The organism is Janthinobacterium sp. HH104 (genome assembly GCF_001758715.1).
Classification (GTDB): Bacteria; Pseudomonadota; Gammaproteobacteria; order Burkholderiales; family Burkholderiaceae_D; genus Janthinobacterium; species Janthinobacterium aestuarii.
On record NZ_LRIB01000038.1, the window covers coordinates 95,471 to 110,985 of the forward strand.

Here is a 15,515-nt window from a genome sequence, read left to right on the forward strand (position 1 = left end):
CGGCATATGGCGATATATCAATGACTATGCCTGTTTTTCAGGCAGGGTCCGCCATGCAAATAGCCCACGCGACGCTGTTACAATGGGCTGCTGTTCCCTGCGGAAATACCCTGATGTCCAAAGCACCACAGTTCGGTCTGAATGCGCCCCAAAGCGAAGCGGTTACCTACCTCGACGGCCCTTGCCTCGTGCTGGCGGGCGCCGGTTCGGGCAAGACGCGCGTGATCACGCAAAAGATCGCCCATCTGATCGAAGACCGGGGCTATGACCCGCGCACCATCGCCGCGCTGACCTTCACCAACAAGGCGGCGCTGGAAATGCAGGAACGCATCGCCAAGCTGTTGAAACAGCCGCGCCAGGCCAAGCAGTTGACAGTGTCGACCTTCCACTCGCTGGGCGTGAAAATCCTGCGCCAGGAAGCCAATGGCGTGGGCTTGAAGGACCGCTTTTCCATCATGGATAGCGACGATTGTTTTTCTCTCGTGCAAGATCTCGCCATTACCACCGATAAACAGGTCATTCGCGGCATCCAGAATGCCATGTCCCTGTGGAAAAATGGCCTGATCGATCCGGACATGGCGCTGGCGCAAGCCAAGGATGAGGACGAAGCGAACGCGGCGCGCATCTACCGCAGCTATGTCGCGACTTTGTCCGCCTACCAGGCCGTCGATTTCGACGATCTGATCCGCTTGCCGGTGGAACTGTTCCGCAACAACGGCCCCGTGCGCGACAAGTGGCAGCGCCGCCTGCGCTACCTGCTCGTCGATGAATACCAGGATACGAACACCTGCCAATACGAACTGGTGAAACTGATGGTGACGGGCATCGGCAAGAAGCCGATGTTTACGGCCGTGGGCGACGACGACCAGGCGATTTATGCGTGGCGCGGCGCCACCGTGGAAAACCTGAAGACCCTGGAGACGGATTTCCCCGATCTGCGCGTGATTAAGCTCGAGCAGAATTACCGCTCCACCATGCGCGTGCTGAACGCGGCCAATGCCGTCATCGGCAACAACCCGAAACTGTTTGAAAAGTCGCTGTGGTCCGAGCACGGCCTGGGCGAGCCGATCAAGGTGCTGGGCATGCAGACGGACGAGCAGGAGGCGGAGCAGGTCGCCATCATGATTTCGGCCGACCATTTCGAGCGCAAGAACAAATTTTCCGACTACGCGATTTTGTACCGCGGCAACCACCAGGCGCGCATCATCGAGCAGTGTTTGCGCAAGGAACGCATCCCGTACACGATTTCCGGCGGCCAGAGTTTCTTCGACAAGGCCGAGATCAAGGACATCATCAGCTATCTGCGCCTGCTGGCGAATGAAGACGACGATCCGGCGTTCATTCGCGCCGTGACGACGCCGCGCCGTGGCGTGGGGCAGTCGACGCTGGAGGTGCTGGGCGCGTTTTCGGGGCAGTGGCAGTGCTCGCTGTTCCAGGCTGTGTTCAAAGGCGGCATCGAGGCCAAGCTGACGGACCGCCAGCTGGGGCCGCTGCGCGACTTCTGCAACTTCATCAATGACCTCGAATCGCGCGCCAGCCGTCCCGGCGCGGCCGGCAGCGGCGATAACGCGGCCGAAGTGTTGGACGACATGATGAAGGAAATCCACTACGAATCGTATCTATACGATGCTTTCGAGGAACGCCAAGCGCAAAGCAAGTGGCAGAACGTGCTGGAATTCGTCAACTGGCTCAAGGAGCGGGGCCGGGGCGGCAAGGACCGCGACGGCGAAGAAAAGAACGTGCTGGAACTGACGCAGATGGTGGCCCTGATGACGATGCTCGAGGGCAAGGACGAGGAGCAGGACGCCGTGCGCATGTCGACCCTGCACGCGTCGAAAGGTCTCGAGTTTCCGCACGTGTTTCTGGTGGGCGTGGAAGAGGGCATCTTGCCGCACAAGGGCGACCCTGACGCGCCGGCCGAAACCATCGCCGCGCGCATCCAGGAAGAGCGGCGGCTGATGTACGTGGGCATCACGCGGGCCCAGCGCACCTTGCACATCACGTGGTGCAAGAAGCGCAAGCGTGCCGGCGAGCAAGTCCATTGCGACCCGTCGCGCTTCATCAAGGAAATGGAACTCGACGTGGGCGACGCCGTGCCGACGGAGGCGGAAGTGATTTCGCCCAAGGAGAGATTGGCGCGCATGAAGGCCTTGCTGGCCGCGCCGAAGGGCTAAGCGGCGTTCACGCTTCCACGGCGCCGTCTGGCGTGGTTTTCGGCACGATGGCCAGCTGCATGCCCAGCGCATCGAGCATCTTTAAAATGGTTTCAAAGCGCGGCTTGCTGCCTTCGCGCAAGGCTTTATACGCGCCTTCACGCGTGATGTTGGCCCTGGCCGCCACCTTGCCCATACCGTAGGCGCGCACCACGTCGTTCATGGCGGACTGGAATAGTTCGGCGTTGCCGGTGGCGACGATTTCGCTCATGTAGGCGGCCACGGCGGCCTTGCTGGTCAGGTGTTGTGTGGGATCAAATTTGCTCAGGCCTAATGCTTCCAGGTCGTCGAGGTCAAAGCCGTCAGCGTCAGTATGGTCGTTCATTTTTTTCGTGCTCCTGTCGATGGGCTGGCCACCGCTTTTTGTTTCCGGATGGCCGCCTGTTGGGCCTTCAATGTTTGCAGTATCGCTTGCGCGTGCTTGATGTCGCGCCGCTGGCTCGACTTGTCGCCACCGAGCAGCAGCAAGATCAGGGTGCCCAGGTTGGTTTCGTGAAAATACACGCGCCAGCCGGGCCCCGTCTGTAAAAAACGCAGCTCGCACACGCCTTCGCCCACAGGCCGCCAGTCGCCTTTTTTACCGTGCTGCAAATGCTTGATGCGCGCATCGATGGCAGCGGCCGCCACGTCGTGCAGCGAGTCTTCCCAGCGGCGGTATTCAGCCGTCTTGCGCGTGTCGATCAGCAGTGGTTCGGGTGGCGTCGGTGCATCCATTGTAATCGTTTGTTCTCATTCGTCAAGCGGTTTGATTCAGCCATACGGAGAGAATAGGCAGAAATCGGCACCTCTACAGGAAGAATGCCGCTTGTTTGTCCTGGCTCACGCCGCGACGGCGGTAGAATGCCGCTTTCAGTGAGAAATGATCGTGAGCACCATGGACAATGCAGAACAGATGGAAGTACGTTTCGTCGATATCGAAATCAAGCTGGCGCAGCAGGAAGACCTGGTCGAATCGCTGAATCAGATGGTGTACCAGCAGGGCAAGCGCATCGACCAGCTCGAGGCGATGCTGCACAAGCTGGGCGAACACGTGCGCGACGGCGCGCAGCAGGCAAATGGCGGGCTGGTCAACGAGCGTCCGCCGCATTACTAAATCGGCATCGTGACGCGGGACACGTGAAAACCGTTCATCACTGGCGGGCGCGCTACCATCGGTAGTTGCTGGTGACGCAAGTGTTTCAGGCTGTTATTATTTCAGGCTGGCCCGCGACACAATCGCGGCTCTCTTGCGTTTCTTGAAAGAAGACATGACCCGTCCAACAATGCTCGTCATCGCCGCCAGCCTGATGCTGGCGCCAGCCGCCGCCGTTTTTGCCTCCACCGCTACCGCGGCGGCAACACTGCCTGCCTCGAACCCGTTTGCGCAAGCGAGCAGCCTGCCATTCAACTATCCGCCGTTCGACAAGGTGCAGGACGCCGACTACGCGCCCGCCTTTACGGCAGGCATGGCCGCCAATCTGGCGGAAATCAGTGCGATTGCGAACAACAAGAAACCAGCCACGTTCGACAACACCATCGTGGCCATGGAACGTTCGGGCCAGTTGCTGAGCCGTGTACGTACTGTGTTTTCCGTGATGTCCGGCTCGAATACGAATGACACGATCCAGGGCCTGGAACGCGAGCTGGCGCCGAAAATGGCGGCCCATAGCGATGCGATCATGCTCAATGACAAATTGTTCAAGCGCATCGATACCCTGTACGCCAAGCGCGACAAGCTGGGCCTCGATGCCGAATCGAAACGCTTGCTCGAGCGCTATCACACGGACTTCGTGCGCGCCGGCGCCAAGCTGCCGGCGGCTGACAAGGAAAAGCTACGCGCCTACAACGGCCAGCTCGCTGCCCTGTCGACCAAGTTCGCGCAGAACGTGCTGAAGGAATTGAACGCGTCGGCCGTCGTCGTCGACACGCGCGAGGAACTGGACGGCCTGTCGCCGGCCGCCATCGAAGTGGCCGCCGGGCTGGCCAAGAAGCGCGGCCTGGACGGCAAATACGTGATCGCCCTCGTCAACACGACGGGCCAGGCGCCGCTGTCGCTGCTGACCAACCGTGCCTTGCGCGAACGCATCATGGCCGCCTCGCAAGCGCGCGGCAGCCGTGGCGGCGAGTTCGACAATACCCAGGAAGTGCTGGAACTGGCGAAACTGCGCGCCGAACGTGCCGCGCTGATGGGCTACCCGAACTACGCGGCGTATTCGCTGGAAGACCAGACGGCGCACGACACGACCGCTGTGAACGCCCTGCTGGGCGAGCTGGCGAAGCCGGCCGTCGTCAATGCGCGCCGCGAAGCGGACGATATCCAGAAGGTCATCGATGCAGGCAAAGGCGGCTTCAAGGTGGGTGCCGCCGACTGGGCCTTCTATAGCGACAAGGTACGCGCCGAACGCTACAACTTCGACGAGACGCAATTGAAACCGTACTTTGAAATGCACAGCGTGCTGACCAAGGGCGTGTTCTTTGCTGCAGGCAAGTTGTATGGCCTCACGTTCAAGCAGCGCACCGACTTGCCCGTTTACACGTCCGACATGCTGGTCTACGACGTCTTCAATGAAGACGGTACGCAGCTGGCCATCTTTACACTTGACCCTTACGCGCGCAGCAACAAGCGCGGCGGCGCCTGGGCGAATGCCTACGTGGGCCAATCGACCTTGCTGAACCGCAAGCCGGTGATTGCGAATAACCTGAACATTCCAAAGCCGGAAGCGGGCCAGCCGACCCTGATGACGTTTGACGAAGTCAACACCATGTTCCACGAATTCGGCCATGCGCTGCACGGCATGTTCTCGAACGTGACATACCCGCGCTTTGCCGGCACCAGCGTGCCGCGCGACTTCGTCGAATACCCGTCGCAAGTCAATGAAATGTGGGCGCTGTGGCCGGAAGTGTTGCAAAACTATGCCAAGCACTATCAGACGGGCGCGGCTATTCCTGCCGAGCTGCTGGCGAAAGTGACGGCGGCCGACAATTTCAACCAGGGCTACAAAACCACGGAATACCTGGCATCGGCCCTGCTGGACCAGCGCTGGCACCAGCTGACCCCGGCGCAAATCCCGACCGACGTGCTGGCCTTTGAAAAGGCCGCCTTGACGGATGCCGGCGTTGATTTCGCCCCGGCGCCGCCGCGCTACCGCACCACGTATTTTTCGCACGCGTTCGCGGGCGGCTACTCGGCCGGCTACTACGCGTATCTGTGGTCGGAGAAGCTCGACGCCGACACGGTCGAGTGGTTCAAGGAAAATGGCGGCCTGACGCGCAAGAACGGCGACTGGTTCCGTAACAAACTGCTGTCGCGCGGCGGCAGTGCCGATGCGCTCGACATCTACCGCAACTTCCGCGGCCGCGATGCGAAGATCGAGCCGCTGCTGCAACGCCGTGGCTTGAACGGCAAGTAATCCTCGTACCCGTCACCGGCCTGGCCGGTGATGAACATCAGTGGCCGCCATGCAATGGGCGGCCATTTTTATTTGGCGAATCGCCACGCAAACCGTGGTAAACCGCGCAGTTGGCGCGATGCACCACAGGATTGCCCATGTCGGATGACGCCTGTGTGACAGGCTGCTATGATCTGCCACTGGCCCGCGACGCGATCGCGGCTCTTCCCCGCGCTTTCAGAAAGATGTCATGATCCGTCCACAACTGCTCGTCATCGCCGCCAGCGTCATGCTGGCCCACGCCGCCCCATCCGCCATGGCTGCCGCCACTGCAAAATCCGCGCCCGCCGCCGCCGTCAGCGCCCAGAACCCGCTGCTGAAAGCGAGCCCGCTGCCATTCCAGATGCCGCAGTTCGGCCTGATCAAGGATGCGCATTACGCGCCGGCGTTTGCCGAAGGCATGAAACGCCAGTTGGCCGAAGTGAACGCCATTGCCAACAACCGCCAGGCGCCCACGTTCGAGAACACCATCGTGGCCCTCGAGCGCACGGGGCAGCTGCTGCACCGCGTGCAAAGCATCTTCAGCAACATGACGTCGACCAACACGAACAGCGTGCTGGAAGCGGTGGAAGTGGACGTGTCGCCGAAACTGGCCGCGCATGGCGATGCGATTACCCTGAATCCAAAACTGTTTATCCGCATCGACACCCTGTACGCCAAGCGCGACAAGCTGGGCCTCGATGCCGAATCCTTGCGCTTGCTGGAACGCTATCACACGGACTTCGTGCGCGCCGGCGCCAAGCTGTCCGATGCGGACAAGGAAAAATTGAAAGCCTACAACGCCGAGCAGGCGGGCCTGGAAACGGCCTTCGCGCAAAACGTGCTGAAGGAAACGAATGCCAAGAGCATCGTCGTCGACACGCGCGCCGAGTTGGCCGGCATGACGGACAGCGATATCGATACGGCCGCCGCCGCCGCCAAGGAACGCGGCTTGACGGGCAAGTTCGTCATCGCTCTCGTGAACACCAGCGGTCAGCCGCCGCTGGCCGTATTGACGGATCGTAAGACACGCCAGCGCCTGATGGATGCGTCGCTGAACCGCGGCAGCCAGGGCGGCGAGTTCGACAACCGCGCCATCGTATTGAAACTGGCGAAACTGCGCGCCGAACGGGCCACCTTGCTCGGTTACGCCAACTACGCCGCGTACTCGCTGGAAGACCAGACGGCCAAGACGACGACGGCCGTCAACACGCTGCTGTCGGAACTGGCGAAACCGGCCGTCGCCAACGCGCGCCGCGAAGCGGCCGACCTGCAGCAAGTGGTCGATGCGGAAAAAGGCGGTTTCCAGGTGGCGGCGGCCGACTGGGCCATCTACACGGACAAGCTGCGCAAGCAACGGTTCAACTTCGATGAAAACGAGCTGAAACCATACCTGGAATTGAACAGCGTGCTGAACAACGGCGTCTTCTTTGCCGCGAATAAACTGTACGGTATCAGTTTCAAGGAACGTAAAGATCTGCCGGTGTACAACCCGGACGTGCGCGTCTACGATGTGACGGACGCCAACGGCAAGCCGCTGGCCCTGTTCATCGCCGACTTTTATGCACGCGGCAACAAGCATGGTGGCGCGTGGATGAATGAATACGTGTCGCAGTCAATGCTGATGGGCACGCATCCAGTGGTGGCCAACCAATTGAACATTCCGAAGCCGCCGGCCGGCCAGCCGACGCTCTTGACGTTCGATGAAGTGACGACCATGTTCCATGAGTTCGGCCATGCTCTGCACGGCATGTTTTCGAACGTGAAATATCCGCGCTTTGCCGGCACCAGCGTGCCGAGCGACTTCGTCGAGTATCCATCGCAAGTCAATGAAATGTGGGCCGTCTGGCCGGAAGTGCTGCAAAACTATGCCAAGCACTACCAGAGCGGCGCGGCCATGCCGCAGGAATTGCTCGACAAGGTCACTGCGGCCAAGAAATTCAACCAGGGTTTCATGACGACGGAATACCTGTCGGCAGCCCTGTTGGATCAGCGCTGGCACCAGCTGGCGCCGAGCCAGATCCCGACCGACGTGCTGGCCTTTGAAGCGGCGTCGCTGAAAGACGCTGGCGTCGATTACGCACCCGTGCCGCCACGCTACCGCACCAGCTACTTCTCGCACAGCTTCTCGGGCGGCTATTCGGCCGCGTATTACGCCTACCTGTGGTCGGAAAAGCTGGACGCAGAATCGGTCAACTGGTTCAAGGAAAACGGCGGCCTGACGCGCAAGAACGGCGACTGGTTCCGCAGCAAATTGCTGTCGCGCGGCGGCAGCGTCGATGCGCTGCAACTGTTCCGTGACTTCCGCGGCCGCGATGCCACCGTGGAACCGCTGCTGGAACGCCGCGGCTTGAACGCGAAGTAAGACGTCCTCGTCAGAAGCTTGCGTTGCGTTGACATGGCGCACGCAAGCTTTCCGTGCCGGCGGCGTAGAATTGAGTAAGATGTAAACAAGAAGGCAGTCGAAAGAGTATATGAGTCAGCAAGATTTGAATGGCATCACCCTGGAAGGTATCGTGACGCGCCTGCACGCCCACTACGGTTGGGACGGCCTGGCCAAGCACATCGATATCAATTGCTTCATCAGCGATCCCAGCATCAAGTCGAGCCTGAAGTTTTTGCGCAAGACCCCGTGGGCCAGGAGCAAGGTGGAACAATTGTTCCTGGACACGCAATTTACTGACTGACAGGAAAAAACATGGATAGCAAACTCAAGGAATCGCTGCAACAACTGCATTCGACACTGGAAACCAGCGGCCCCGTCGATGAAGAACTGCATGGTTTGCTGCAAAAACTCGATGTCGACATCAAGTTGCTGATGGAAAAGCGCGCCGCGCAGGAACAGGAAGAAGAGTCGACCACCTATGGCCTGGCCGAGCGCAGCCAGGAATTGTCGGCCAAGTTTGCCGTCAAGCACCCGAAACTGGAGCCGGCGTTGCGGGAACTTGGTGAGATTCTGGCGAATATGGGGATCTGATCGGGGTCCGACCCGCCGGGTCGTACCCCAGCAGTCAAAAATTCTGGGGTCAGACCCAACGGGTCTGACCCCAAGTGATTGAAAAATAAACGTTTTTTGTACTGAAATCCAACAGTAAAAAGCAGGCCGTCAGGTTGGAAATGGCCAATTCCGGTACAATCCGTACCCTATGAGCTCCCCTACCAATTTATTTGCGACCGTTCCCAAGCGGTCTGCCCGCGCTGCCGTGGCGCCTTTCCTGCCGATGTCGCGTGCCGAGATGGACGCGCTGGGCTGGGACCAGTGCGACGTCATCCTCGTCACGGGCGACGCCTACATCGACCATCCGAGTTTCGGCATGGCCCTCGTTGGCCGCCTGCTCGAAGCGCAAGGTTACCGCGTCGGCATCATCAGCCAGCCGGACTGGCTGTCGGCCGACGCGTTCCGCATCCTCGGCAAGCCGCGTTTGTACTACGGCATTACCGCCGGCAACATGGATTCCATGGTCAACCAGTACACGGCCGACCGCAAGATCCGCTCCGACGATGCCTACACGGCCAATGCGGAACCGAACAAGCGCCCGGACCGCGCCGTCACCGTGTACGCCCAGCGCGCGCGCGAAGCGTATCCCGACGTGCCCATCGTCATCGGCAGCATCGAAGCATCGTTGCGCCGCATCGCCCATTACGATTACTGGTCGGACAAGGTCCGCCGTTCCGTCTTGCCCGATTCCAAGGCCGATCTGCTAATCTTCGGCAATGCCGAGCGGGCGCTGGTCGACCTGACGCACCGTCTGTCCGCTGGCGAATCGATCAAGGATATCCGCAACTTGCGCGGCACGGCCTTCATGGTGCCATCCGGCTGGCTGCCCGGCGACGACTGGGGCGTGCACAACTCCACCCGCGTCGACGTGCCCGGCAAGATCGATCCGCACTACAGCCCGTATGAGATGGTGCAGGAAGACAAGACCGCCTGCGCCACGGAAAATGCGTCGAAATCGGCCGAAGTCATCAAGCCGATCCGCATCATGAGCCGCGAAGAGCGCCTGGCCATGGCCAAGGAAAAGCACGACAAGACGGTCGTGCGCCTGCCATCGTACGACGTCGTCAAGGATGACCCCGTCATGTATGCGCACGCGTCGCGCGTGTTCCACCTGGAATCGAATCCCGGCAATGCCCGTGCCATGGTGCAGGCGCATGGCGAACGCGACGTGTGGCTCAACCCGCCGCCGCTGCCCCTGGCCATGGACGAGATGGATGGCGTGTACGACATGAACTACGCGCGCGCGCCCCACCCGAGCTATGGCAAGGCGCATATCCCGGCCTGGGAAATGATCCGCTTTTCCGTCAACATCATGCGCGGCTGCTTCGGCGGCTGCACCTTCTGCTCGATTACCGAGCATGAAGGCCGCATCATCCAGAGCCGTTCGGAGCCGTCGATTCTGCGTGAAATCGAGCATATCCGCGATAAAACCAAAGGCTTTACAGGCACCATTTCCGATATGGGTGGCCCGACGGCGAATATGTACCGCCTGGCCTGCAAGGAAAAAGAGATCGAAGTGTCGTGCCGCCGCCTGTCGTGCGTGTACCCGTCCATCTGCGTGAACCTGGGCACGGACCACAGCAAGCTCATCTCGCTGTACCGCAAGGCGCGCGCCATTCCCGGCATCAAGAAAGTGCTGATCAGCTCAGGTCTGCGCTACGACCTGGCCGTACGTTCGCCTGAATACGTCAAGGAACTGGTGACGCACCACGTCGGCGGCCTCTTGAAAATTGCGCCCGAGCACACGGAAGAGGGGACTTTGTCGAAGATGATGAAGCCCGGCATCGGCGCGTACGACGAATTCAAGGAAATGTTCGACCGTTTCTCGCTGGAAGCAGGCAAGAAGCAGTATCTGATCCCGTATTTCATCGCCGCCCATCCGGGCACGACGGACGTGGACATGCTGAACCTGGCCCTGTGGCTGAAGAAAAATAATTTCAAGCTGGACCAGGTGCAAACCTTCATGCCCACGCCGATGGCCATGGCGACGACGATGTATCACACGCGCAAGAATCCCTTGCGCAAGGTGACGGCGGACTCGGAAGTGGTGGAAACGGCCCGCAGCGGCAAGATCCGCCGCACGCATAAAGCCTTTCTGCGCTACCAGGACCCGGCCAACTGGCCGATCCTGCGCGAGGCGCTGGTCAACATGGGTCGGGGCGACTTGATCGGCAATGGCGACAAGCATTTGATTCCGGCCTGGACCTCGTCCGAGTCGGGCGGACTGGCCGCAGGCGAACGCAGCCGCCAGACGCATGGCGCCGGCACGCCGGACAAGTTCAAGGTCACGCCGGGCAAGAACCGCATCGCCCTGGGCGGCACGGCCGCCGCGCCGAAGGCGACAGCCGTCGAATCGAAAGTGCGTCCATCGATCCTGTCGACCATCAAGACCAAGGCCAAGCCGGCCGCCGTGCCGATGGGCCGTGGCGGCAAGCCGCCAGCCAAGGGCGGCCATGCCGCACCGGCACGGGGCGGACGCAAGTAAGCCAGCGTCACTGTCCCCGGCATCGACTGAGAACCCGGCAACGCATACAGCGTTGCCGGGTTTTTTGCCATCTGCGCACCAACATGGGGCGCAGCACGCCATGCTGGCAGGATTTTTACCAATATTTAAAAATTGAATAGAGCAAAAGGCAATTTTCCCTTGTGGCAACTTGGTATTTGAAAATATACTCGTTGAACATTTAGCCGTACGTCAACAATACTGCCATTCTGGCAAGCGCCGGCGTATGCGGCTCCCAGCGTTGATATGAAAAGAGATGCCAATTGAAATGCCTTTCCTGCCAGGCCGAGAATAAGCCGGGCGCCAAATTCTGTTCTTCCTGCGGCACGACGTTTGCCGTTGCCACGACCGTTGCCGCCCCGGTGCCGGGAAAATCCTGTGGCCAGTGCGGCCATGACTGCAAGCCGGACGCCCGGTTCTGCCCCAAGTGCGCGTTCAGCTTTGCCGTGGCGCCGGTGGCCGCAGCGATGCCGCCGCCGCTGCCAGAGCCGGTCATCGCGCCGGAGATTGCGCCCGTCATTGAACCAGTGTCCGTGCCTGAGCCTGCCCCGGCACCGGTGGCGGAACCGGTCGCGCCACCTGCGCCACCGCCCGTGCTGGAAAAGCGCCGTGCCGATCCGGTCCCTGCGCCCGCCCCCGCACGGGAACCAGAAACCGCTCCCGCAGCAGTGACAGACAGCGTTCCCGACACGCCGGCTGACAGCCCACCGGCTGGCAAGCGCATGAAACTGATCGCCGCGGCCGTCGCAGCGGTGGTGCTTCTGGGCGGTGCGGGCGCTTACTATTTCTTATCAGGCAAGCCGCCTGTCGCCGTGCCTGAACCGGAGGCAACCTTGCCGGTGCAGGAAGACCCTGCGCCGGCCGCCGAGCAGCCGCTGGCCATCGATGACGCTGCGCTCGATGGCGGCACGGCGGGCGACCTTGCCGCGACACCTGCTGCCGAGCCCGAGCCCGAGCCTGAGCCAGCGGCAGCGCCTGCTCCGGCACCCGAGCCGGCTCCAGCAGCGGCCCCGGCCCCTGTCGTGGAAAAACCGGCCAAGCCCGTCAAGGTGACCCCGCCACAGGCGCCTGTCAAACAGACGACGGGCCTGGAAAGCGTGATCACGGACAGCCTGTCGGAAGCGAGCCACTGCATGAGCCAGCGCAAATACGACTGTGCCATTGCCAATGCGAATGCCGTGTTGCGCATGGACAAGAGCAACCGACATGCACTCGACATCAAGCGCAAGGCGAAGGAAGCGCAAGACAAGGCGCTGTCGCAAATTCAGATCGAGTAAGCCGTAGCTTGCCTCCCATTCCTATTTTGATTCTTTCGGAGAATAACGTGAAAAACTTGAAACAAATGGCCAAGCCCCTGGTGGCGATGCTGGTCGTGTCGTTGATGCTGGCCGGCTGCGCCGCGCCGGGCGGCCCTGGCGCCACGGGCAATACCACCACCGCAGGCACGGAAGCGGCCAGTGGCGAATGCAATACGGCCATGCTGGCCGGCATCGGCGCCGTCGTCGGCGGCTTGCTGGGCGGTGGCAACAACACCGTGCGCGGTGCGGCCCTGGGCGCCAGCCTGGGCGCGCTCGCCTGCGTGGCCCTCAATTATCAAAGCCAGCAAGTCAAGACGTCGCAGCAGGTGCAGGCCGATTACAAGGTGGCCAACAAGGGCAAGCTGCCCGAGCAGTCGACCCTGGTGAAATACGAGACGGGCTTTACGCCGTCGTCCGTGCGTCCGGGCCAGAAGGCGCAGACCAATTCGTACATCGAAGTGGCGGCCGGCACGCGCGATCCGAACCCGCTGGTGGAAGAAGAATTGAGCCTGTACAAGCCCAATGGCGAGCTGATCAAAACCGTGCGCAAGGTGGTCAGCAGCAATAACGGCAGCGGCGCCTACAAGGGCGGCTTCTCGATCCCCATGCCTGAAGGCGTGCCGCAGGGCATTTACCCGGTACGCACGGCCCTGTACCTGAATAGCAAGCGCGTCGGTGGCCAGGACGTCAAGCTGCAGATCGTCCAGCGCCAGGCGCCTGCGAGCGAGCTGCAACTGGCGCTGGCCTACTGATACAGCATGACCATGGGACGGCCAGGCAGGCCGTCCCCTCCCGATTCACCCCTTCCAGGCCAGACATGACCATTTCCACACAAACACATCAACCTCTTCCCTTTTCCTCCGCCGTGGGTTCGCTGATCGAAGCGACCGACGCCATCAGGAACTTTCGCGCGATTGCGCTGCTGGCCCTGACCTTCATCAGCGCCGTGCTCGTCGGTGGCGTGCTGACGATGCTTGCCGGCGGCATGAGCAGTCCGCTGCTGGTCTTTGTCGGTGGCCTGATGGCCTTCCTTGTGATGTTTTACGGTTCTAACGCTGTCGGCATCATGCTGATGCGCGACGCGCAAGGCCAGCCTGGCATGAGCCTGGTTGATGCCATGCTCGTTTCGCTGTACACGAGCCACCGCCTGATCGCGGTCGTCTTCCTTGAATTTTTGATCGTGCTGGCGGCCATGATCACCATCGCCATCATCTTGTTTGTCTGCAAGATTCCCGTGCTCGGCCCCGTGCTGTACACGGTCGTCTTCCCGCTGTCGGCCATCGTGCTGGGCGTGCTGGTGTTTGCGCTGTTCTACGTGATGCTGCCGCTGGCCGGCCCTGCCGCCTGGTCGGGCGCCACCGTGTTCCAGATCATTGCCCGCCTGAACCTGATCGTGCGCACCAAGCTGGTGTCCGTGATCTTGCTGGAAGTGCTGTTGTTCCTGATCACCTCGTTTGTCGCGCTGCTGATCTTTGGCGTGGTCGGTACCGGCGTGTCGCTGACCAGCGGCATGTCGGCCGGCATCCTGGGCCTGGGCGGCCAGATGAATATGTACACCCTGGCTTCGGGTCTGAATGGCGGTTCCGGCTACATCATCGCAGCGGGCCTGGGCGGCGGCTTGCTGTTGGCGGCCGCGGCCGTGGTACCGGGCCTGATCTTCACCAAGGGCGTGTGCATCATCTACCTGAACGCCACGCGCAATGTCGATTTCAGCGCCTCGGAAGCGAGCCTGAACGACGGCCTGGCCACGGTCAAGAAAAAAGCCGAGGAAGCGCGTGACCGTGCGCGCGCCCTGGCCGAGCAAGCTGCGGCACCGGCCACGCCAGCCGCTCCGGCTGCCGCGCCCGTTGACAGCCTGCATTGCCCAAGCTGCAAGGCACCGGTCGCGTCCGATGACGTGTTCTGCGGCGCATGCGCGCATAAACTCAAGTAAGGCACACCATGGCTCACTTCTGCACCAAATGCGGCACCGCCCATGCCCCCGGCGCGCGCTTCTGCGATGAATGCGGCAAGGCCGTCAACGCCGCAACGGCGCCCGCACCAGCCGTGACGCCGGCGCTGCCCGGTGTGAAGCGGCGCCACGTCATGATCGCCGGCGGCGTGCTGGCGGCGGTCATCGTGGCTGGCGGCGCCCTGGCGTGGCTGCTGAAGCCAGAGGCGGCCTCGGCCAGCAGTTTCAGCCGCGCCATCGATGCCCACCTGGCCGCTGACGAGGCGGTGCGCGACAAGCTGCTGTGCCTCACCAACTTGCCGTACCAGAAGGAAGAGATCCGTGTGGCGTCGTACGACAGTTCCACTCGGCAATGGCTGGATATCCTCGTGCGTAGCGGGCTGTACAACGCTCCCGTTGAACAAGGCAGCGGAGGCTGGGTTGCGCAATCGCAATTTGTCTACGCGCTGGCCGCGCCGGGCAAGGCGGCCTTGCGCGGCGACAAGCTGTGCGTGGCCAAGGGCGTGAAAGTGGCCAAGGTCAGCGGCTACGATCAGGTGCGCGACCTGGGCGCACAGCAAGTGGCGATGGCCAAGGCCACCCTGACGCTGACCGATGAGGCGGCATGGTTCGCCAAATCGCCGGACCGCGCACTGATCCTGCAGCGCTTGCCGGACGGCGATCTGCAAGTGCGACTGCCGATGGCGCTGGTCGACAAGCAATGGCAAGTCATCGACGAAACGCAGATGAGCCAGGCGGCCATGAGCGGTGTGATAGGCAAAGCGCCAGCCGTGCAGGGTGCGGGCATGCTGGACAAGCTGAAAAGCGTGTTCAGCTTTGGCGGCCACCCGGCGGTGGGGAAATGGCAGGCGGCGATGGGCAACGTCCTGGAATTTACCAGTGACAGCGTGATCAATAACGGCACCTCGACCAAGGCCACCTTCACCACCAAGGGCAATACCGTGACGATCGCGCCGGAAGGCGCGGGCGAAGCGGCCATGGATATTATCGTCAGCGACGATGGCAGCACGGCGCAGATCAGCATGGGCGGCGTGCGGGTAACGACCCTGCGGCGCGTGCGCGATTAAGCATCTGTCAGGCGGCGCACCTTGCCGCCTGATCTGCTTCCCCGAGCCCGGCCATGCCGGGTTTTTTTACGTTCGCAG

The 15,515-nt window shown here is 61.6% G+C and carries 13 protein-coding genes and 1 pseudogene; 12 read left to right on the forward strand and 2 right to left on the reverse strand.

Annotation, left to right across the window (positions count from 1 at the left end):
* Positions 1 to 113 precede the first annotated feature (113 nt).
* Positions 114 to 2,174, forward strand: coding sequence for a UvrD-helicase domain-containing protein (locus JAB6_RS17130; protein ID WP_051991465.1), 2,061 nt, complete (start codon positions 114 to 116; stop codon positions 2,172 to 2,174).
* Between the two features lie 7 nt (positions 2,175 to 2,181).
* Here JAB6_RS17130 and JAB6_RS17135 read toward each other — a convergent pair whose 3' ends face one another.
* Positions 2,182 to 2,538, reverse strand: coding sequence for an addiction module antidote protein (locus JAB6_RS17135; protein ID WP_070303757.1), 357 nt, complete (start codon positions 2,536 to 2,538; stop codon positions 2,182 to 2,184).
* Positions 2,535 to 2,927, reverse strand: coding sequence for a type II toxin-antitoxin system RelE/ParE family toxin (locus JAB6_RS17140; protein WP_070303760.1), 393 nt, complete (start codon positions 2,925 to 2,927; stop codon positions 2,535 to 2,537). The genes JAB6_RS17135 and JAB6_RS17140 overlap by 4 nt, the downstream gene beginning before the upstream one ends.
* Positions 2,928 to 3,087: 160 nt before the next feature.
* On the opposite strand from JAB6_RS17140, the gene JAB6_RS17145 reads away from it, so the two are divergent.
* The 11 genes and pseudogenes from JAB6_RS17145 to JAB6_RS17195 all read left to right on the forward strand — a co-directional run bounded on the left by JAB6_RS17145 (position 3,088) and on the right by JAB6_RS17195 (position 15,437).
* Entirely contained in the window at positions 3,088 to 3,306 is a 219-nt protein-coding gene (locus JAB6_RS17145) for a SlyX family protein (RefSeq protein WP_034753936.1), read from the forward strand.
* Positions 3,307 to 3,460: 154 nt separating this feature from the next.
* On the forward strand, positions 3,461 to 5,602 hold the full coding sequence (locus JAB6_RS17150; RefSeq protein WP_254671663.1) for a M3 family metallopeptidase: 2,142 nt from the start codon (positions 3,461 to 3,463) through the stop codon (positions 5,600 to 5,602).
* A 229-nt stretch (positions 5,603 to 5,831) separates the two neighbouring features.
* The gene (locus JAB6_RS17155; RefSeq protein WP_070303765.1) at positions 5,832 to 7,985 is read left to right on the forward strand and encodes a M3 family metallopeptidase; all 2,154 of its coding nucleotides are present in this window, start codon (positions 5,832 to 5,834) and stop codon (positions 7,983 to 7,985) included.
* A 109-nt stretch (positions 7,986 to 8,094) separates the two neighbouring features.
* Positions 8,095 to 8,307 (forward strand): VF530 family DNA-binding protein, encoded by a 213-nt coding sequence (locus tag JAB6_RS17160; RefSeq protein ID WP_070219603.1) that lies wholly within the window; start codon positions 8,095 to 8,097, stop codon positions 8,305 to 8,307.
* A gap of 11 nt (positions 8,308 to 8,318) precedes the next feature.
* Entirely contained in the window at positions 8,319 to 8,597 is a 279-nt protein-coding gene (locus tag JAB6_RS17165) for a DUF4404 family protein (protein WP_034753883.1), read from the forward strand.
* A 244-nt stretch (positions 8,598 to 8,841) separates the two neighbouring features.
* Complete coding sequence (locus tag JAB6_RS17170; RefSeq protein WP_070303806.1) at positions 8,842 to 11,103, forward strand: YgiQ family radical SAM protein; 2,262 nt, start codon at positions 8,842 to 8,844, stop codon at positions 11,101 to 11,103.
* A gap of 281 nt (positions 11,104 to 11,384) precedes the next feature.
* A pseudogene (locus JAB6_RS29950) lies at positions 11,385 to 11,492 on the forward strand (zinc-ribbon domain-containing protein); the annotation flags it as partial.
* Positions 11,493 to 11,843: 351 nt separating this feature from the next.
* Positions 11,844 to 12,398, forward strand: a complete 555-nt coding sequence (locus JAB6_RS29730; RefSeq protein WP_070303769.1) for a hypothetical protein — start codon at positions 11,844 to 11,846, stop codon at positions 12,396 to 12,398.
* A 47-nt stretch (positions 12,399 to 12,445) separates the two neighbouring features.
* Positions 12,446 to 13,171, forward strand: coding sequence for a hypothetical protein (locus JAB6_RS17185; RefSeq protein WP_139143416.1), 726 nt, complete (start codon positions 12,446 to 12,448; stop codon positions 13,169 to 13,171).
* A gap of 65 nt (positions 13,172 to 13,236) precedes the next feature.
* Entirely contained in the window at positions 13,237 to 14,352 is a 1,116-nt protein-coding gene (locus JAB6_RS17190; RefSeq protein WP_139143417.1) for a zinc ribbon domain-containing protein, read from the forward strand.
* A gap of 8 nt (positions 14,353 to 14,360) precedes the next feature.
* Positions 14,361 to 15,437 (forward strand): zinc ribbon domain-containing protein, encoded by a 1,077-nt coding sequence (locus tag JAB6_RS17195; protein WP_070303775.1) that lies wholly within the window; start codon positions 14,361 to 14,363, stop codon positions 15,435 to 15,437.
* Positions 15,438 to 15,515 lie beyond the last annotated feature (78 nt).